The following is a 21,077-nucleotide window of genomic DNA, read 5'->3' as shown; positions in this document are numbered from 1 at the left end:
CGCCGGCGCAACCAGAGAAATTTCAAACGCATCCCGATTTTTGTCTCTAAAAAAGCACTCTTGTGTTACGCAGCCCACCGACACAGCAGTAAGATTCCGTCTGAAGTCCAAAGCACCTTGGCAAAAGCCAGGAGACCAGAAAAAAACATAACGTACGTCGCATGACGGGGTGGCACGACGCCGGTTCAACGGGCGCCGTGCGTGGCTCTCGTCGTGTGCGCGCGTCGGGGTCACAAAAACAACATGAGCACGCCTTCCATAACAGCGGCGCCTCAGGCGGCCGCACGGGGTGAATTCAAGCCGAGCATTCCCTTGTTCGGACTCAATATCGCAGCCGTGTCGTTCGACACCGCGCTCGATGTGCTTTGCACCGCCGCCTTGCAGCGCGACGGCCGGGCGCGCGTGGCGGTCACGCCGAACGTCGATCACGTGGTGCGTCTCGACACACAGCCCGATCTTCAACGCCTTTACCGAACCGCCGACTTCCTGTTTGCGGACGGCATGCCCGTTGTCTGGGCGAGCCACCTGTTCGGCGCGCCGCTGCCGGAACGCGTGACCGGCTCGGACCTGTTGCCCGCACTGTGCGAGCGCGCCCACGCGGGCGGCTGGAAAGTGGTGGTGGTCGGCGGCCGCCCGGGGCACGAAGCCACGCTTCTGAATGGTTTCGCGCAACACTATCCGGGCCTCGACGTCGAGGTGATCGCGCCTTCCATGACGTTCGATCCGACCGGTCCCGAGGGCGATGCGGTAACCGAGCGCGTGCGCGCGGCCGCGCCCGATATTGTGTTCGTGTGCCTCGGCATGCCCAAGCAGGAACGCTGGGCGCTGCATCACGCCAGCAAGCTGCCGGGCGGCCTCATGCTGTGCGCGGGGGCAGCCGTCGAGTTCGCCGTCGGCCTGCAGCAACGCGCCCCCGCGTGGATGCAGCGCCGCGGTCTCGAATGGTGCTGGCGCATCAAACAAGACCCTGCGCGCCTGTGGCGCCGCTACCTCGTGGACGACCGCCGCTTCTTCAGCATCCTGTGGCGTCACTGGCGCGTGGCGCGCACGCAGCGGCGCGCGGCGTAAAGCCGCCGATGCGAGCGCGGCCGGCTCAGGTCCGGCCACGTCTCGCCCGGCGCTTGCTTCAAACCGCATTGCGACCCGAGACGATCGACGGGATCGTCTTCAGCAGGATCTGCAGGTCGAGCCATAGCGACCAGTGCGTGATGTAGTAACGGTCGTACTCCACGCGGCGCTGCATCTTGTCGGGCGTATCGGTCAGGCCGCGCAGCCCGTTGATCTGCGCCCACCCCGTCATGCCCGGCTTCACGCTATGGCGCAGCATGTAGCCGGAAATCAGTTGCCGGTACTCTGCGTTGTGCTCCGCCGCGTGCGGGCGCGGACCCACGAGACTCATCGAACCGCCCAGCACGTTGAAGAGCTGCGGCAACTCGTCAAGCGAAGTCCGGCGCAGATAGCGCCCCACGCCCGTGATCCGGTCGTCGCCACTGCGGGCCTGGCGCACGCCCCGCTCTTCTGCATCGCTCTCGTTCTGCGCCCCCACGCGCATCGAGCGGAATTTGTGCACGACGATCGCCCGGCCGTGCTCGCCGTTGCGGCGCTGCTTGAACATCACCGGGCCCGGCGAATCGAGCCGGATCGCCAGAGCAATCGCGAGCATGACCGGCCAGAGCAGCGCGAGCAGGAACGCCGCGCCGGCAATGTCGACCGCGCGCTTGAGCATGCGCGAAAGCCCCAGAATGGGAATGTCGTGAAGAGCGAGCAGCGGCACGCCGGCGAGCTCCGCGCTGGTCGTCGCGACGTCTTCGAGGTAGTGCAGCTCGGGCACGAGATAGATCGCAGCCGTCGAATCGTAGAGGCGCGTCACGATGTCGGCCGTGATGTCCTTCACTTCACTTGCGTCGGCTTGAGCCATCGCGGCCTGACCCATCGCGAGGAACACGATCTCGTAGTTGTTCGCGTGGATGTGCGCCGCAGCGTCTTCATAGCGGCCGAGATACGGCGGCAGCGCTTCCCCGTCGCAGTGTACGGCGGGCGCATCGTTGTAATAGCCCACCACGTGAATGCCAAGAATCGGCGAACGCTGCAGGCGCAGGTTCAGCTTGCGCGCCTCGCTGCCCATGCCGAAGAACACCGCACGGCGCAGGTTGCCGGGCGCGTTGTTGATGCTGTGGGCCACGCCGCGCAAAACAGCCAGGCCGGCGAGTTGCAACGGCAGTGCAATGGCGGCCCATTGCGCGACCAGCGTGCGCAGGTCCGCTGTGCCGCTATCGCCTTGCGTCACGAACAGCAGCACCATGAGCGCGATCGGCAGCCGGCACCAGCGCCATGCGCCGCGGCCCAGCATCCACCAGAGATCACGCGCGCTGGCAACCAGATGAAAGCGCGCAAACACGACGAACGCGGCCGCGGCGAACGCGCCGGTCAACGCACGCGTGTAGGGCGTGTCGCCGGTCTGTCCGCGCGACAACAACAGCGCGACGAGCGCGCCCGTATTGAGCGCCGCGCTGATGACACCGACCAGCGCCATAAAGAGGCGGTGATGGTGGGTCGACTGGGTGGACATGACGGGTTCGGCCAGTATGTGCGACTGTTTGATACGCCTGATTGGCATGACGGCGGGGTTAGACCGCGGGAGAATGACCGTCTGCGCAAGGCGCAACAGCGGCAAGCGGCGGCAGACGATTCGCCGGAAAGGCGAAACGCGAGTCTCAAACGCTTGCGATTAAACACACAATGCGAACGTACGCGCTTTTTTAAACATAGAGCGCAATTCGTAGTGCAAGACGGCCGCTCCCCGTCGGCCTGATGGCGCGGACTCCTTTTCCGGCGGCGCGAGTGGTCTAGATTCGCTCCGATAATCCGGAATGGAGAGAGCTGCCATCCCATATTCGCGCGTATCTTACCAGTCCATTATGAATTTGCGTGATCCGGGAAGATGGCTGATTTAACGCCGCCGCTATTAATGGGGCAGCTTCGCGGCATTAATGAAAAAGAATAAGGATTTTTTGCGCGCGAATGGGGCAAATTACGTCCGCGCAAACGTTTGACTAAGCGAATCGAAATGCGCGGCGGCGCCCGGCTTTATCGCCCAGGCTGCCGCGCCGCGCTCGACCGCTCAGTGGCCCGCATAAATCGACCGCCCGCCGACGTCGGCCACGATCGGCGCACCCGCGTCCGAGCTGCCCATCATCGCGACGCCGCCAACCGCCGTGCTGCCCGGCGCGGCCTGCGGGGTCTTTTGCGCTTGCTCCTGAGCCACGATCGCCTCTGCGTGCTGAATGTCATCTGGATAGTTGACATCCTTGGCCACAGGACGATACCCCGCCTGCTCCAACCGCACGAGATCGGCGACCACCTGGGCGCGCGTGACCGGCGCGTTGGCGGGGTTGGCAGTCTGTGCGAAAGCGGCAGCCGGAGCGGCCAGGGCGCAGGCAACGAGCAATATGGAAACGAGCGCTTTCATGATGTTCACCTCTCAATGAATGGCCGCCGCATCGGGAAGGGATGCCGCCTCAGCCGCCCTCGGCAATGTCGCGAAGGTTGACTGCATTCTGGTCGCACGGCGCTGACCCAAAGCTGACCTCCTGATTACGAGTTCGTTATCTGGGCGCAACGCGCCCACAGCGGCCGTCACCCCTTCGCGGCGAAGATAACAAATCCGTAATGTCGAGGTCAGCACCGGGTAAGCGCGCCCTCCCGATACTTGCGCCACTCCTGCCTCAACCCGGACCCCGTCATGTGGATCGTCAAACTGGCTCTCAGACGGCCCTACACGTTCATCGTGCTGGCCGTACTGCTCTTCATCCTCGGGCCGCTCGCCATCATGCGCACGCCCACGGACATTTTTCCGAACATCAATATCCCGGTGGTCAGCATCGTCTGGACCTACAACGGTTTCTCCGCCGAGGACATGGCGCATCGCATCACCTCGAACTACGAGCGCGCGCTGACGTCGGACGTGGATGACATCGAGCACATCGAATCGCAGTCGCTCAATGGCGTTTCGGTCGTGAAGGTGTTCTTCCATCCGGGCGCCGACATCAACCGCGCGATTGCCGAGGCGGCGTCGAACTCCGCTTCGATCCTGCGCGTCCTGCCGCCCGGCACGCTGCCGCCGAACATCATCACGTACAACGCCTCCACGGTGCCGGTGCTGCAACTGGGCCTCTCCAGCGCGACCTTGCCCGAGCAGTCGCTTTACGACCTCGGCAACAGCTTCATTCGCACGCAGCTCGCGACCGTCCAGGGCGCGGCCGTGCCGCTGCCCTACGGCGGCAAGATCCGCCAGATCATGGTGCAGCTCGATCCGAAAGCGTTGCAGGCCAAGGGTCTCGCGCCCGCGGACGTCGTCAACGCCGTGAACGCGCAGAACCTCATCCTGCCCGGAGGCACCGCGAAAATCGGTTCGCGCGAATACAACGTGGAGATGAACGGCAGCACGCAAACCGTGGCGGCGCTCAACGACCTGCCCATCAAGACCGTGAACGGCAGCGTGGTGTATGTGCGCGACGTCGCGCATGTGATCGACGGCTACGCGCCGCAAACGAACATCGTGCGCGCGGACGGCAAACGCGCGGCACTCCTTACCGTCGAAAAGACCGGCAGCGCCTCGACGCTCACGATCATCCAGCAGGTGAAGGCCATGCTGCCGAAGATCGCAGCGGGCCTGCCGAGCGCGCTCAAGATCACGCCGCTCTCCGATCAGTCCGTGTTCGTGAAGTCGGCGATCTCGGGCGTGGTGCGCGAAGCGCTCATTGCGGCTTGCCTCACCGCCGCGATGATCCTGCTCTTTCTCGGCAGCTGGCGCGCCACGCTCATCATCGCCGTGACGATTCCGCTCGCCGTGCTCACGTCGCTCATCGCGCTCGCGGCGCTCGGCGAGACCATCAACATCATGACGCTCGGCGGGCTCGCGCTTGCGGTCGGCATACTCGTCGACGACGCCACCGTCGCCATCGAAAACATCACGCATCATCTGGAGCGCGGCGCGCCGCTGCACGACGCCATCCTCAACGGTTCAGGCGAAATTGCCGTGCCGACGTTCGTTTCGACGCTCTCCATCTGCATCGTGTTCGTGCCGATGTTCCTGCTTTCGGGCGTGGCACGGTATCTGTTCGTGCCGCTCGCCGAGGCCGTGGTGTTCGCGATGTGCGCGTCGTACTTCTTCTCGCGCACGCTGATTCCCACGCTCGCCATGTATCTGCTGCGCGCGCGCAAGCCTGACGCCGTACCCAAGCGCGGCATCGCGGGTATGTTGACGCGCTTTCAGGCGGGCTTCGAACGACGCTTCGAAGCGGTGCGCAACCGCTATCGCGCGCTGCTTCAGGCGGCGATTGCGCAGCGCCGCCGGTTCGTCGTGCTGTGGGTCGCGCTGTGCCTCGGCTCGCTCGTGCTCGTGCCGTTCACCGGCCGCGACTTCTTTCCCGCTGTCGATACCGGCGAAATCCGCCTGCATCTGCGCGCGCCTACCGGCACGCGCATCGAGGAGACGGCCCGCCTCACCGACGAAGTCGAAGCGAAAATCCGCAGCGTGATTCCGCCCGCCGAACAGGCCGCGGTGCTCGACAACATCGGCGTGCCGGTGAGCGGCATCAACCTCACGTACGACTCATCGGACCCCATCGGCCCAGAAGACGCGGACATCCTCATCACGCTCGCGCCGAAGCACAAGCCCACCGCGCAATATGTGGCGACATTGCGCAACGTGCTCAACGCCTCGTTTCCGGGCGTGACCTTCGCGTTCCTCCCCGCCGACATCGTGAGCCAGATCCTGAACTTCGGCCTGCCCGCGCCCATCGACGTGCAGATCGTCGGCAACAAGCTCGCGCAGAATCGCGTCGTGGCGAACCACCTGCTCGATGAAATGCGCGGCGTGCGCGGCCTCGTCGACGCGCGCATCCAGCAGCCCGGCGACGAGCCCACCATCAACGTCGATGTTGACCGCACGAAGGCCTTGCAAGCGGGCCTCACGCAGCACGACGTGGCGCAGAACCTGCTCATCGCGCTCTCGGGCAGTTCGCAAACCACGCCCAACTTCTGGCTCGATCCGAAGAACGGCGTGAGCTATCCGCTCGTGACCGAGGTGCCGCAATACGATATTCATTCCCTGCAAACGCTCGCCAATATTCCGCTGACGACGTCGCAATCCGTCACGTTCGCGCCACAGAATCAGCTTGGCACGCTCGGCACGGTCTCGCGCAGCTCGCAGGAAGCCGTGGTCTCGCACTACAACGTGCAACCTGTGCTCGACATCTTCGCCTCGACACAAGGACGCGACCTGGGCGGCGTCGCCTCCGACGTGAACCGCTTCGTGAACGCCGCGCGCGCGCAGTTGCCGCCGGGCTCGTCGATCGTGATGCGCGGCCAGGTGCAGTCGATGAACGCGTCGTTCAGCGGCCTCGCCGTGGGCCTCGTGTTCGCCATCGCGCTTGTGTACCTGTTGATGGTCGTGAACTTCCAGTCGTGGCTCGATCCGCTCATCATCGTGAGCGGCCTGCCGGCCTCGCTCGCCGGCATCGCGTGGATGCTGTTCGTCACCCAGACCACGCTTAGCGTGCCGGCGCTCACGGGCACGATCCTCTGCATGGGTATCGCCACGGCCAACAGCATTCTCGTCATCAACACGGCGCGCGAGTCGCTTGCCGCCGGCATGGAACCGCTCGCCGCCGCGCTCGACGCGGGCTTCAACCGCTTTCGCCCGGTGCTCATGACGGCGCTCGCCATGCTGATCGGCATGTTGCCGATGGCGCTGGGTCTCGGCGACGGCGGCGAACAGAACGCGCCGCTCGGACGCGCCGTGATTGGCGGCCTCGCGATCGGCACGCTCTCCACGCTCGTATTCGTCCCGGTCGTGTTCGGCATGGTGCATGGCTGGCTCGCGCAACGCCGCGCCGCGCGCGATACCAGCAACGATGCGCAAGCCAGTGCAACCACTCACGTTGAATAAGGATTCCAGAATGAAATCGCAGACACCGCACGAAGAACGCGATGCCGCGGCGCCAACCGCAACGCGAGGTCGCACCGCTGTCGTCGTCGGCCTTATCTGCCTTGCGATCGCCGCGACGCTCCTCACAGCGGGCATTGTGCCGCGCCTCGAAGCGCGCACGGCGCAAGCCCGGCAGGTCGCGGCGCAGCGCGAGCTGATCGTCTCCACGCTCACGCCCACGCGCGCACCCGCCACGCAGGACCTGTTGCTGCCCGGCTCGGTCATGTCCTGGGCCGACGCCTCGATCTATGCGCGCACGAGCGGTTACGTGCAGCATTGGTACACGGATATCGGCGCGCACGTGAAGGCGGGCCAGACGCTCGCGCAGATCGACACGCCCGAACTCGACGCGCAACTCCAGCAGGCGCGCGCCGACGAAGCCACCGCACAGGCCAACTATCGCTTCGCCAGCAGCACCGCACAGCGCTGGCAGACGATGTTGCAGACGCAATCGGTTTCCGAGCAGGACGCCCAGGCGAAAACGAGCGACGCCGCCGCGAAACTTGCCACGCTCCAAGCGGCGCAGGCCAACGTGGCGCGGCTGCAGGAGCTGGTTTCCTACCAGAACGTGACGGCGCCTTTCGATGGCGTCATTACGGCGCGCAACGTGCAGGTGGGCGCGCTCGTCACAGCGGGCGGCACGCCCGGCCTCGCCACGATGCCAGGCGAGCTGTTCCATCTCTCGCAGACCGACCGGCTGCGCGTGTACGTGGACGTGCCTCAGGACGACGCGAGCCTCGTCACGCCGGGCACGACCGTCTGGTTGACGACGCAGCAATATCCGGGCCGCCGCTTCGAGGCGAGCGTTGCGCGCAGCTCGAACGTGATCGATCCGCTGAGCCGCACGTTGCGCGTGGAAGTCGATGTGGACAACCATGACGGCGCGCTGATGCCCGGCGCCTACGCGCAAGTGCATCTTGCGCTCACGGCGGCGGCCCCGGCGCTCGAACTGCCTGTGAGCGCGCTGCTGTTCCGCCCGGACGGCGTGACCGTCGCGGTGGTGGATGCAAAGAACACGGTGCAATTGCGCACGGTGACCATAGGCCGCGACTTCGGCACCTACGTGGAAATCGCCACCGGACTCACGCCGACCGATCGCGTCATCAACAATCCCGGCGACGCCATTGCCAGCGGCCAGAGCGTGCACGTGGCAGCGCCCTCGACGGCTACGAAAGCGAAAGCGTAAGCGAGGCTCATCATGTTCGAACGCCCTCTCCCTGCGCTGCGCCGGATCGTCGTCGCCTGCACGGCAGCCTCGCTCGCGGCGTGCACCACGTTGCCGCACTACAGCGCGCCCCCGCTAGACGTGCCCGCGCACTACGCCACACAGGCAACACAACCCGCGGCGGCGCCCGGCTGGACGGTCGCCACGCCCGCCGACGTCAAACCACGCGGCCCGTGGTGGACCCTCTTCGGCGACAACGACCTCGACCAGCTCGAGGCGCGCGTGGACGTGTCGAATCAGAGCGTGCGCCAGGCCGTCGCCAATCTCGAAGCCGCGCGCGCGATGATCGATTATCAACGCGCGGGCTATGCGCCTACCGTCACGGCGGGCGTGGCGGCGCAGCGTTACCGGACCTCGCAGAATCTCGTGGACCATTCGCTTGCGGGCAAGACGATTCCCGATTATTCGACGGGCCTCACGGCGAGCTGGGAACCCGACTTGTTTGGGCGCGTAAAGGACGCAACCACGGAGGCGCATGCCAACGCGCAGGCTACGGAAGCCGACCTCGAATCGGTACGCCTTTCGATTACGAGCCAGCTTGCTACGGACTACTTCGATTTGCGTTCGCTCGATCGCCAGATGAAGCTACTCGACGACACCGTGACCGCCTACACGGCCGCGCTGCGCATCGTGCAGCAGCAACTCGCCGATGGCGCGATCGACGCCTCCGCCGTCGCCCAGGCGCAAACCCAACTGGAAAGCGCGCGCACGGCGGACAGCGACATCGACGTGCAGCGCGCGCAGCTTCAGCACGCCATCGCCACGATGATTGGCGTGCCCGCTTCGACGTTCAGTCTGCCGGCGCGTGTCGATCCCGTCGTCGTGCCGCCGATCCCCGCAGGCGTGCCCTCTGCGCTGCTCCAACGGCGTCCCGATATCGCGGCAGCAGAACGGCGCGTGGCGGCGGCGAACGCGAGAATCGGCGAAGCGCATGCGGCCTTTTACCCCGACCTCACGCTTTCCGCTACGGCGGGCCTTGAAAGCACGTTCTTCGCGCCGTGGCTCAGCGCGCCCAGCCTCTTTTGGTCACTCGGCTCGCAACTGGCGGGCACGCTCTTCGACGGCGGCCGGCGCGACGCCACCCTAAAAGGCGCGAACGCGCAATACGACGCGGCCGTGGCCGGCTACCGGCAAACCGTGCTGACAGCATTTCAGCAAGTCGAGGACAACCTGAGCGCGCTCGATACGTTGGCCAGCGAAGCCCAAAGCCAGCAGCGCGCCACAGCCGCCGCGCAACTCTCGCTCAAGCTCACCACCAACCGCTACCAGGCGGGCGCGGTGAACTATCTCGATGTCGTGACGGCACAGACCATCGCGCTCTCGAACGAACGCAACGAGGAGCAGGTCGCGGGCAGAAGGCTCGATGCGAGCGTGCATCTGCTAGAGGCGCTCGGTGGCGGTTGGGACCGCGCGGCGCTGGGCAACTTGAGCGCTAAGGGCGGGCGAACGTCAGGATGAAGCGCGTGAGCACCGCGTCGCTTTCGGCGCGTGCCGAGCCGCCGTGCAGCGTCATGATCGTGCGCACGATCGCGAGCCCCAGACCCGTCGAAGCGCCCGCGCGCGGCTCGCGGTGGCGCGACGCATCCGCGCGATAGAAGCGGTCGAAAATGCGCTCCAGCAGCGCGGCTTCGATGGGCGTGCCCGGATTCGCCACCGTGACCTCGACGGCCGTTGGCGTCTGTTCGACGCTCAGGGTAATCTCTGCGCCGCGCGGCGTGTAGCGCAGCGCATTGGCGAGCAGGTTGCCCACGGCGCGCCGGAACAGCTCCTTGTCCGCACGCAGGCGGCCCTCTCCTTGCACGCGGATTTGCACGCCCGCCTCGTCGGCGAGACCTTCGAAGTAGTCGGCAATCTGCGTGAGCGCATCGTGCACGTCGAACTCCGCGAGCGTCGTCATGAACTGCGGGTGCTCCGCGCGCGCGAGAAAGATCACGCTTTCGATCATGCGCGAAAGTCGCTCGCATTCCTCCAGATTCGATTCGAGCAGGGCTTCGTATTCGGCGGTACTGCGCTCCCGCGCGAGCGCGACTTCGTTCGCGCCGCGCAGGTTGCCGAGCGGCGTGCGCATGTCATGCGCGAGATCCGCCGTGTATTGCGACATACGTTCGAAGCCGCCGTGCAAACGGTCGAGCATGGCGTTGAGTGATTTCGTGAGCGCTTCCAGTTCGCTCGGCGCGCGTTCGACTTCAATGGGCATATCGAGCCGGTCCACCGTGACCGTGGCCGCACGCGCCGCCATCTCGCGCAGCGGGCGCAGCGACTCGCGCACGAGCAGCCAGCTCATGAGGAACGCGAGCAGCATGCCCGCCAGGCCGAAGCCGTAGAGCCGCTCGCGATAGTGGTCGAGCAGCCGCCAGCGGTCGGTCATGTCGCGCGCGATGACAATGGTGACGGGCGTGCCGTCCGCAAGCGCGGCGTCCGTGGCAAGTCCGCGCACGGGTAGACCGCGCGCGTTGCGCCACTCCACCACGTCGCCTTCGGTAATACGTTGCGCCGGAGGGAGGCGCCGTGCGAGCGCCGCTTCTGGAAACGCCGCGTCCGCAATGGCCGCCGTGTTGTGCTCGACCAGTTGCGCGCCGCCGGTGCCGAGTATTTCCATGGAAAGCGCGGGATTGCCGAGCACCTGACTCGTGAGCCGCTCCGCATGTTCACGCACGTCGTGCTCGTTGTGCAGCTCCTGGGCGAGGCGGCGCGTATGCCGCGAGATCAGCACGATATCGAGATCGTCCTGCTGCTTCACTTCGCGGTCCAGCGTGAAATAGAGCGTGCTGCCCACGAGCGCGAATACCGCGAGCGTAGTGCCCGCGAAACTCAGCGCGAGGCCTGTGGCGAGCGAGCGCACAGCCATGCGCGGCATCAGGCGTTCCCTTTGATTTCAGCGACGTAGCCCACGCCGCGCACCGTGTGGATCAGCTTGACGTCGAACGCGTCGTCCACCTTCGCGCGCAGGCGGCGGATGGCGACTTCCACGACGTTGGTGTCGCTGTCGAAGTTCATGTCCCACACGTATGAGGCGATTTGCGTGCGCGTGAGCACTTCGCCCTGGCGGCGCACGAGCAGTTGCAGGAGCGAGAACTCCTTTGGCGTGAGGTCGATGCGCGTGGCCCCGCGTTTCACGCGCCGGCGCGTGACGTCCACTTCGAGGTCGCCCAGCGTGAGCACGTCGCTCTCGCGCGGGGGGCCGCGGCGGGCCAGCGTGCGCACGCGCGCGAGCAGCTCGACGAACGCGAACGGCTTGACGAGGTAGTCGTCCGCGCCCAGCTCGAGGCCCTTCACGCGGTCGCTGATATCGTCGCGCGCGGTGAGGAAGAGCACCGGCGTGGTGTGCGTGGCGCGCAGTGTCTTGAGCACCGTCCAGCCGTCCATTTCGGGCAGCATGACGTCCAGCACGATCACGTCGTACGCGGCCTCTTTCGCGAGAATGAGGCCTTCCGCGCCGTCACCGGCAACGTCCACGGCATAGCCGGATTCCTCGAAGCCCTTCTTCAGATACGCGCCGGTCTTCGGCTCGTCTTCGATCACAAGAATGCGCATCGCCGTTTTACTCTGAGTGTGTCCGGCTCAATTGTATGCGCTGTGCCGCTTGCTGCGCGTCCGGGCGGCGCGCCTGGCATGGCCGCCCAGCTCCTGCGGGATGCATTTCGAACGGTCGTATCGAATCTGCTTTGAGGGACTTGCGAAGAAGTTATCGGGTGTTGTGCATGCAAACACCCGCTCAAACGCCTCGAAGCCTTTGCGTTCCTGGCTGCAAGCCTTATGCCGTGCGGGTTTCAGCCGTGGTGCCCCGGCCCACGCCCCGGCGCTCCGCTCCATTTATCGCTCTCCTTCGCCGCGGCGACGAGTTTTGGCCTCGAACGGCCCCATTCATGATCGAAAACACCGGCCGATAAGCAGCGGTCAGCGGGACAACCCAATCGAAAAACGACGGAGATCACGCATACCGAATCATCGACCCGACCGAACCATCAGGGAGAAGCCGCTCTCCGGCCCGGCAAACAGCTCGTTTCCACGACCGACACGCGCGGCGTGACACCCACTGCAACGACGCGTTCATCGAAGCCAGCGGCCTTTCCCGCGAAGCCCTGATCGGGCAGCATCATAACGTCGTGCGCGTGCGCCGGCCGGGGAGCGTATGCAGTTTGCGCAGGCCATGCGGCTATCACTTGACCACCTCATTGCGAATCTGGGTGAAGAAATCGCCCAGGCGCACCTTTCCGGTGTCCGGCTGCCACCAGTGGCCGGCGAACTCAGCGCCGTAATGGACACCTACCGCGCGTCGATGTCCAGCCGTTTGCACTGAAGCCGTTACCCGCATCTTGAGCCGCAGTCCGAAAAGTCTGCTCAGCACAACTGACAGAACGGGGCATGCACATCGCCCGCGAAGCGTAAGTAATGCTAATCAGGTATCTCAAAATTTAATTGACCTCAATTGTTGTCGACCGTCATTTCGCTTAACGATTCTTGACGGATTTTTTCTGCCGCTCAAGCGATGATTTAGCCTTCCGCGCGCGCCTTAATTTGTAGCGATGCCGGACCGGTATCGCGTGAAACTGCCGGATCTCGCACCTGCAATGCCTGGCATCATCTGGCCTCAAGGGTTAATAAAAATGAATGACCGTTGTTATCGGCTTGTCTTCAGCAAGGTGCGGGGCATGCTGGTCGCAGTTTCAGAAACAGCGACGGGACACAGCAGCGCCTGTCATGGAGAAACCGGCCCGACGTGCGCGCTTCAGTCCTTTACGCTCTTTTCAATGCGTCATGCAGCGTTTGCTGCGCTCGTTCTCTTTGGTCTCGCGCCAGAGCTCTCGGAAGCGCAGATTGTGCCGTCCGGCGCGCACGCGCCAGACGTAATCACTACGGCAAACGGGCTCCCGCAAGTGAACGTTACCAAGCCCTCCGCGGCTGGTGTGTCACTTAACACATATTCCCAATTCGACGTCCAGAAAAACGGAACAATTCTCAATAATTCGCCTGTTATTACAGGAACGCAACTCGCCGGGCAAATATCGGGGAATCCGAATTTTGTCCCGAATGACGCAGCGAAGATTATCGTCAACCAGGTTAACAGCAATAATCCATCCCAGTTGAGAGGTTACGTCGAGGTCGCGGGAAAAAAAGCCGATGTCGTGATTTCGAACGGTTCCGGGATCGTGGTCGATGGCGGCGGCTTTATCAATACCGCACGTGGAATTTTAACGACCGGTAATCCGCTTATCGATGGCAGCGGAAATCTGACGGGCTTCAGTGTAACGGGCGGCCTGATTACCGTCCAGGGCGCGGGCCTGAACGCCTCGAATATCGATGAGGTCGATTTGTTGTCCAGAGCCCTCGAAGTGAATGCGGCCATATACGGCGGCAATACACTTCATGTCGTGACGGGCGCCAACAACATCGATTACACGAGCCTCGTTCCCACGCCCATCGCAGGTACGGGACCTGCACCCGGCGTCGCCATCGACGTATCGCAACTGGGTGGCATGTACAGTAGCCGCATCATCCTGGTTGGCACGGAGAATGGCGTGGGTGTCGCGAATGCGGGCGCCATTGCAGCGCAGGCGGGCGACCTCATCCTCACGAGCGCGGGTCAGCTTGTGCAGTCCGGCAAGGTCAATGCGAGCGGCAATGTCGGAATCAGTGCGACGGGCGTCGCGAATACGGGCACCATCTACGCGCAGGGGAATACCGCCATTGGCACGGTGGCAACCGTTTCGAACAGCGGGACGCTTGCTGCACAACAAAGCACTCGATTACCGCTGGCAATATCGCGTCGACTGGCACAGTCGGTGCGGGTGTGAACGGCGACGGCTCGGTGGGCAGCAGCGGTGACCTGCTGCTTTCCGCGTCGGGACAGCTTGACGCCACCGGGCTGAACCTGGCGGGCGGCAATGCGACGCTTACGGGTAGCGGCGTGAATCTTGCGGGCAGCGAGACAGCAGCGAACGGCAACCTGTCGCTGGCGGCCTATGCTGGTGACGTGAACCTTGCTGGCGCGACCACTAGCGCTGGCGGCGCCGTGAATGCACAGGCGACCGGCGCACTGGTCAACGACTCGGGCTCCCTGAGTGCTGGCAGCGGCATCATGCTTGATACGGGCAGCATCTCGAACCACCAGGGTGAGATGTCTTCGCAGGGTGCGTTCGTCGCGCAGACCTCGGGACAGATGGCGAACCAGGGCGGCCAGTTTGTCTCGCAGGGCGCAATGCAGGTTAGCAGCGGCGGTGCCATTGCGAATAACGCGGGGGTCATGCAGGGTGCTGCGGGCGTATCGGTCGCGGGCGCGTCACTGGACAATACGGCGGGCCGCATCACCTCCCTCTCCAGCGACGGGCTGTCGGTCGCTACGACCGGGCGGCTCGTGAACGCAGCGGGGACCACGGCAGGCGGCGCGCAGGGCGGCGTAATCGGCGGCAATGGTGCCGTGACGTTGCAGGGTGGGAGCATCGTCAACCACGGCGCGGTCAGCGCACAAACAGACCTCCAGGTTGATACGCAGTCCCTGAATAACGACGCGGGCACGCTTCAGGCGCAGAACAATGCAACGATCAACGCCGGAGCGCAACTCACCGACAACGGTGGTGCCATTGTTGCGGGCCAGGCCGCGCGCCTCAGCGCCAGGACGCTGGATAACAGTGGGGGCGTCACCCAGGCCGCGCAACTCTCCCTCAACGCAACGACCCTTGTCAATCACGCAGGCACGATCACGCAGAGCGGTTCGGGGCCGATGAGCGTGAATGTCAGCAATACGCTCGACAATTCGGCAGGCGGCACGCTTCAGACCAACAGTACGGACCTCACGCTCGCCCCTGCCAGTCTCATCAACGACAATGGCGGCACGATCACGCACGCGGGTACTGGCACGCTCACGATTGATCCGGGCAATGGCTCGGGCTCCTTCTCGAATGCGGGCGGCCAGGTCCTCACGGCGGGGCAGCTTCAGGTCAAGGCTGGCAGCGTCAACAATCAGGCCGGAGCGCTCGCGGCACAGGGGGGGCATCTCGGCAACCGTTGCGGGGAACGTGAACAACAACCAGGGCGTTGTGCGATCGCTGTCCTCGATTGACCTCGCGAGCGGCGGTGCGCTGACGAACGTGAACGGGCAAATCCAGTCCGGCACGGGTTCGTCCGGTGACACCAGGACACTCGGTGTTCAGGCCGCGTCGATTGATTCCACAAATGGTCTTATCGGCAACCTCGGTACGGGCGATACCACCGTGCAGGGCGGCAGCCAGATCGTCAATAGTAACGGGCTCATTGCCGGTAACGGGGCCGTGAAGCTCAACGCGTCGTCCATCTCGAACACGCAGAACGGTCAGGTGGCCGGCGCGGCCGTCTCGATCCAGACCGGCACGCTCGATGACACGGCGGGCAAGATTGGCACCTTTGGCGGTTCGGGTGGCGATGTCGATATTACGGCCACGGGGGCTGTGTCGAATACCAACGGCCAGATCGGCGCCGATCATGACCAGGTGATCAGTGCCGCAACGCTCACGGGGGGAGGCACATACAGCGCAGCCAATGACGTGACCGTAAACCTGCAGGGTGACTTCGCGCCGACGCCCGTCATGCAGTTTGTTGCCGGTCACGACCTTACCTTCACCTTGCCGGGCACATTCAGCAATTCCGCCACCCTCCAGGCGGTCGATAACCTGAATGTCAACGCGAACGACATCAACAACAGCGGCGCGATGATGGCGGGCGGTACCCTTTCAACGCACTCGAACACGCTCGAAAACTCGGGCGCGATTGTGGGCAGCAGCGTATCGCTGAACGCGACCACCCGTATTTCGAACGTGGGTCCGACCGCGCTCATTGGCGCCACCGACAGTAACGGCTTGCTTGAGCTGCTGGCGCCCGACATCGAGAACCGTGACGACACCACGGCCACCGACACGCAGGCGACCACCGCGATTTTCGGTCTTGGCCGGGTCGTGCTCGCGGGCGGCAAGGACGCGAACGGCAATTACACCAACGCGAACCTGATCGACAACGTATCGGCGCTCATCCAGTCCTCGGCTGACATGGCGATGTACTCGAATCAGGTCACGAACACGCGCCGCGTGATGACGACCGACGGGGCCTACGTCGAAGCAGTCGATCCGTCGATCATCGAGCAGCTTGGTATCAGCCTGTCGGGGTGTACGGCAGCGTACATGGCCGCATGCGGTCCTGGCAATCCGCAGGTCCTGGGCATCCAGTTCGATCCGAATGCTTCCAACTACGATCCCGCCGTCCTCGCTGCATTGCAGGCCGGGCCAGGCGGCATGCCGATCGATCCGCCGCACGGCGGCCAGTGGAACAGTACGTACCAGTACACGACCTATACGGGCGTGGCGCTCGGTAACCTGATTACCGCCATCAGCCCGAAGGCGCAGATCATGTCGGGTGGCAACCTGGACCTGTCGAATGTGGGCCTGTTCCAGACCTACTGGAGCGCGGTGGTTGCCGTGGGCAACATCGCGATGCCGGCCTCCCTCGACGCGAATAGCTGGGCCGGACAGCTTGCACCGGGCGTGCAGGTGACCTACTCAGGCCAGTACCACTACGACAACTACGACAACTCGGAACATAACTGGCAGTTGCCGTTCGGCAATGCGACATTCGTCACCTCCAATCCGGGCGGCTACCAGGTGGCCCCGGCGGATGTCAAGCTCTACGGTCTGCCCGACTACGAATCCACCTGGGGTGCGGGCGGCACGATTTCCGGTAACGGCGTAAGCATCAACAATACCGCCGGTAACGCTGGAATTCCGTCGCTCGGCCTGGTCAACGGTCAGTCGATCTCGGGCGTCAATGTCGGTTCGGTGAGCGGCAGTGCGAACGGCACAAAGAGCGGCGCGGCATCTGTCCAGGGCAACGCGACCCAGGTCGATCCGGTCATCGCACACGCGACGGCGGTGACTGTCCTGAGCAACCTGTCGGTTCCCCAGGGCGGCCTGTTCAGTCGCGATACGGCACCGAACGCGCCGTATCTGATCGAGTCGAACCCTGCCTTTACGAGCGCGAAATCATTCATTTCAAGCGACTACTATCTCCAGCAGCTTGGCCTGAATCCGCAGACGGTGGAGAAGCGCCTGGGCGATGGTCTCTACGAGCAGCAGCTCGTGCAGAACCAGATCACGTCGCTGACCGGCAAGGCCGTGCTTGGCCCCTACACCGATACGCAGTCGATGTATGAGTCGCTGATGGCAGCGGGCGCATCGCTTTCCGAATCCCTGAACCTTCCGCTGGGCATGGCACTGTCTCCCGCGCAAGTTGCGGCCCTGACGACCAACGTCGTCATCATGCAGACCGAGATGGTTGACGGACAATCGGTGCTCGTGCCGGTCGTCTATCTCGCGCAGGCCAGCCAGCAGAACATGAACGGGCCGCTCATCACGGCGACCGACATCGACCTCCAGAACGCGCAGACCTTCACGAATGGTGGCACGATGCAGGCCAGCAATTCGTTGACGATCAACGGCAAGTCGATCGACAACGCGTTCGGCACGCTGCAAAGCGGTGGCCTCATGTCGCTGACGACAAACGGGGACGTGAATTTCACCTCCGCGACGGTGAACGCCGGAAGCCTGGCGCTGAACGCAGGCGGCAATCTCCTGCTGAACACGGCAACGAACACGGTGAACCAGGTCAGCGCAACGGGTGCCACGCGAACCACGACCACGCTTGGCCCCATCGCGAACCTGAACGTCAAGGGCGATGCTGCGATTGTGACGGGTGGCAACTTCGAGCAGAACGGGGCCAACCTGAACGTGGGCGGCAACCTTGGCATGTCCGTTGGCGGCAACTACGACATCGGCACGGTGCAAACCGGCGAGCAGAAGGTGGTTCATGGCGCAAACGGCGTGTCGGATACGAACATCAACAGCGCGACTGGCAGTTCCGTGAATGTGGGTGGCGTTTCGCAGATTGGCGTCGGCGGCAACCTGACTGCGACCGGTGCGAACATCAACCTGGGCGGTGGCGGTATCGTCGCGGCGAAGGGCGATGTGACGCTCCAGGCAGCCACCACAACCTCCACCGTCGATAGCAGCAGTGCGGGTAGCGATCATCACGGCAGCTATTCAGCGTCGCAGCATACTTCCGACGATACATTGACTGCGACGACGCTTAAGGCCGGGAACTCGCTTGTCGTGGCCTCCGGCAACGACATCAACGTCACCGGTAGCACGATCAGCCTCGCCCAGGGGACCGCGACACTTGCGGCAACGAACAATGTCAACATCGGCGCAGCCACCGAAATGCATGTCGACAATTCACAGGAGCAGCACAGTCACAGCAATGTGGTGAGCGGCAAGGATGTTTCGAGTTCGAGCGATACGACGACGACGATCTCACAGGGCAGCCTGATATCTGCGGATAGCGTGGCAATCTCCAGCGGCAAGGATATCAACGTCGCAGGCAGCGCTATCGTCGGCACGAATAACGTGGCATTGAGCGCTGCGCACGACGTGAATATCACCACGTCGCAGGACACCATGAAGTCGTCGAGCAGCTACCAGAAGAAGGATTCGGGCCTGGGGACAAGCGGCCTGAGCGTCACGATTGGCAGCAGGCAAACCGCAACCACCGACCAGCAATCGTCCGTGACGAATAACGCCAGCGTAATCGGCTCATCGACCGGCAACGTTTCGATTACGGCAGGACACAATGTTGGCATTACCGGTAGCGAGGTCGTAGCGGGCGGTGATGTGGCGCTGACCGCCCAGAATGTCGCCGTCAACGCTGCCTACGACACCTATAAGGACAACCAGACGCAGCAGACCAGCCAGTCGGGCCTGAGTGTGGGCCTGGGCGGCGGCCTCGTGAGCCTCGGGCAGCAGATGGCATCCACCGTGCGCCAGGGTGTCCAGTCAGGTGATTCGCGCCCCACAGCGGTACAGGGTGTGGCGGCGGCCGAAATGGCTTACCAGAATCGCGGTGCTATCGGCAATGCGGCGAGCGGCCTGGCGAACGGCGACGCCAGTGCGGCGACCCAAGGCGTCCAGTTGCAGATCAGCGTCGGGTCGAGCCACAGCAGCAGCAATTCCAGCACGTCGATTACCACCGCGAAGGGATCCTCGATTATCGGTAACGGCAACGTGACCGTGACGGCGACCGGCGCACCGGACGCAAACGGCAACGCGCAGGCGGGCACGGGTGACATCACCATGACCGGGGCAACCGTGACGGGGAAAAACGTTACGCTGGCTGCGAACAATGCGATTACGCTGCAAAGCGCACAGAGCACCGAGCAGGACACCAGTTCGAACAGTTCGAGCGGCTGGAATGCGGGTGTCGGAATCGGCGTAGGCAAGAGCACCGGAATCAGCGTCTTTGCCAGCACGCAGAACTCGCACGGCCAGGGCAATGGAAGCAGCGTGACGCAGGACAACACGACCATCGCAGCGGGCAATACGCTGACGATGAAATCCGGTGGTGACACGACGCTTGCGGGCGCGCAGGTGTCAGGTAACACAGCCAACGTGGATGTCGGTGGCGACCTGATGATGACGAGCCTTCAGGATTCGTCTACTTACGGGGCCAACCAGCATAGCAGCGGTATCAGCGGCACGTTGACCTATGGCTATGGCAGCAGCGTAGATGCCTCGGTCAGCCATACCGGCATCGATAGCAACTACGCATCCGTGAACCAGCAGACGGGCATCGTGGCGGGCACGGGCGGCTTCGATGTGAACGTGGCGGGTCATACGCAGCTTAACGGCGCCGAGATTGCGAGCGCGGCTCCGGCAGCAAACAACAGCCTGACGACGGGAAGCCTTGGCTTTACCGACGTTCAGAATACGATGTCGTATTCCGGCTCGACGCAAGGGTTCTCGCTCTCGGGTGGGCCGAGCTTTGCGCAGACTAGCGACAGCGCAAGTGGTACGACGCATGCAGCGGTGAGCCCGGGCACGATTACGGTGAAGTCCGACCAGCAGAGCGGTTCGGACAGCACGGCGGGTTTGTCGCGTGACACGGCCAATGCAAACCAGACCGTACAGAACACGTTTAACCTGCAACAGGTTCAGAACAACCTCGCGTTTGCTCAGGCGTTTGGCAAGACTGCAACCTACGCAGCGGGGCAGATTGCGGACCAGCTTGAAAATAGCAACCCGGCATTCGCCGAGGGCGGCGTCGCACGCGATGCAATGCATGCAGCGGTCGCAGCAATTGGTGCGGCGCTGTCGGGCGGCAATATCGCGGGCGCGGTGGGCGGTTCGCTCGGTGTGATGCGTTGCAGTCGCTGGCGCAGCCGATTATCGACCAGGCCGTTTCGCAGGTGCCGCCCGAAAATCAGGCAGCGTTGCGCAATGCGCTCAATGAGGTTGTCGCCGCGGCGGGCGGTGCAGCTGGCGGCGCACTGGCTGGCGGTGGTTCGTCGGGCGCGCTGGCTGGTGCGGGTTCAGCCTCGAACAACGAGGTTTACAACCGGCAGCTTGATCAGAGCGAAAAGCAGGTCATCAAGAACCTGGCTAACGGTGACCCGACCGAACAGCATCGCCTTGAAGCTGCTGCCTGCGCACTCGTTCAGTGCGCGGCCCAGTATGCGCCCGGAACAGCAGACTATGCGAAATATTCTGCTTTGCAGGCTGAGGGCGCGGGTTATACGACCGAACAAGCGCAACTGCAAAACTACAGCGGTACGTTCCTTTCCGCTGGAACTTATGGTGGCATGGTGCAGTCTTCAGGCAGTCTGTTCCACTATAGTTCTAGCGATGCGCAGGCCGATCAGGCCGCGATGCTGTCCGCTATGGGAGCCCAACGCCCCGGTTCCGTTGACTATTTGACCGTGCAGGGCGGTGGATTGGGCGTTGGTGGAGCACTAACTATCAATCTTCATAACGGAAACGTCTATTTATCGGGGTCCGGTTCCGTGCCAGT

9 protein-coding genes and 1 pseudogene are annotated in these 21,077 nt (G+C 63.8%); 6 read left to right on the top strand and 4 right to left on the bottom strand.

Translation table 11 applies throughout. The features are described 5' to 3' along the window. Positions 1 to 243 precede the first annotated feature (243 nt). Positions 244 to 1,068 carry a WecB/TagA/CpsF family glycosyltransferase gene (locus M3I54_RS24760; protein WP_254340777.1) on the top strand — a complete coding sequence of 275 codons (825 nt, stop codon included), beginning with the start codon at positions 244 to 246 and terminating at the stop codon, positions 1,066 to 1,068. A gap of 58 nt (positions 1,069 to 1,126) precedes the next feature. Here the strand turns inward: M3I54_RS24760 and M3I54_RS24755 are convergent, their stop codons facing one another. Beyond that, a complete protein-coding gene (locus M3I54_RS24755) occupies positions 1,127 to 2,569 on the bottom strand; it encodes an undecaprenyl-phosphate glucose phosphotransferase (protein ID WP_254340775.1) in 1,443 nt (480 codons plus the stop codon). A 552-nt stretch (positions 2,570 to 3,121) separates the two neighbouring features. Further along, positions 3,122 to 3,469: a DUF4148 domain-containing protein gene (locus M3I54_RS24750; RefSeq protein WP_254340773.1), complete on the bottom strand. Its 348-nt coding sequence runs from the start codon at positions 3,467 to 3,469 to the stop codon at positions 3,122 to 3,124. A gap of 273 nt (positions 3,470 to 3,742) precedes the next feature. Between M3I54_RS24750 and M3I54_RS24745 the strand changes: the two genes are divergently transcribed. The 3 genes from M3I54_RS24745 to M3I54_RS24735 are packed head-to-tail and all read left to right on the top strand — an operon-like array spanning position 3,743 to position 9,674. Then, positions 3,743 to 6,952 (top strand): efflux RND transporter permease subunit, encoded by a 3,210-nt coding sequence (locus M3I54_RS24745; RefSeq protein ID WP_254340771.1) that lies wholly within the window; start codon positions 3,743 to 3,745, stop codon positions 6,950 to 6,952. A 10-nt stretch (positions 6,953 to 6,962) separates the two neighbouring features. After that, complete coding sequence (locus M3I54_RS24740; RefSeq protein ID WP_254340769.1) at positions 6,963 to 8,177, top strand: efflux RND transporter periplasmic adaptor subunit; 1,215 nt, start codon at positions 6,963 to 6,965, stop codon at positions 8,175 to 8,177. A 12-nt stretch (positions 8,178 to 8,189) separates the two neighbouring features. Then, complete coding sequence (locus M3I54_RS24735; protein ID WP_254340766.1) at positions 8,190 to 9,674, top strand: efflux transporter outer membrane subunit; 1,485 nt, start codon at positions 8,190 to 8,192, stop codon at positions 9,672 to 9,674. Here the strand turns inward: M3I54_RS24735 and M3I54_RS24730 are convergent. Further along, the gene (locus M3I54_RS24730; RefSeq protein ID WP_254340856.1) at positions 9,649 to 11,064 is read right to left on the bottom strand and encodes a heavy metal sensor histidine kinase; all 1,416 of its coding nucleotides are present in this window, start codon (positions 11,062 to 11,064) and stop codon (positions 9,649 to 9,651) included. The genes M3I54_RS24735 and M3I54_RS24730 overlap by 26 nt on opposite strands. A gap of 8 nt (positions 11,065 to 11,072) precedes the next feature. Continuing rightward, positions 11,073 to 11,750: a heavy metal response regulator transcription factor gene (locus M3I54_RS24725; RefSeq protein WP_254340765.1), complete on the bottom strand. Its 678-nt coding sequence runs from the start codon at positions 11,748 to 11,750 to the stop codon at positions 11,073 to 11,075. 598 nt (positions 11,751 to 12,348) lie between these two features. On the opposite strand from M3I54_RS24725, the gene M3I54_RS24720 reads away from it, so the two are divergent. Both M3I54_RS24720 and M3I54_RS24715 read left to right on the top strand, forming a co-directional pair. Beyond that, positions 12,349 to 12,516 (top strand): hypothetical protein, encoded by a 168-nt coding sequence (locus M3I54_RS24720; RefSeq protein ID WP_254340763.1) that lies wholly within the window; start codon positions 12,349 to 12,351, stop codon positions 12,514 to 12,516. A gap of 307 nt (positions 12,517 to 12,823) precedes the next feature. Next, positions 12,824 to 21,027, top strand: a pseudogene (locus tag M3I54_RS24715) (hemagglutinin repeat-containing protein); the annotation flags it as partial. Positions 21,028 to 21,077: the final 50 nt, after the last annotated feature.

This window comes from Paraburkholderia sp. CNPSo 3274 (assembly GCF_024206475.1).
Classification (GTDB): domain Bacteria; phylum Pseudomonadota; class Gammaproteobacteria; order Burkholderiales; family Burkholderiaceae; genus Paraburkholderia.
The sequence above is the reverse complement of the archived record's forward strand: the minus strand, read 5'-3'. Positions and strand labels throughout refer to the sequence as shown.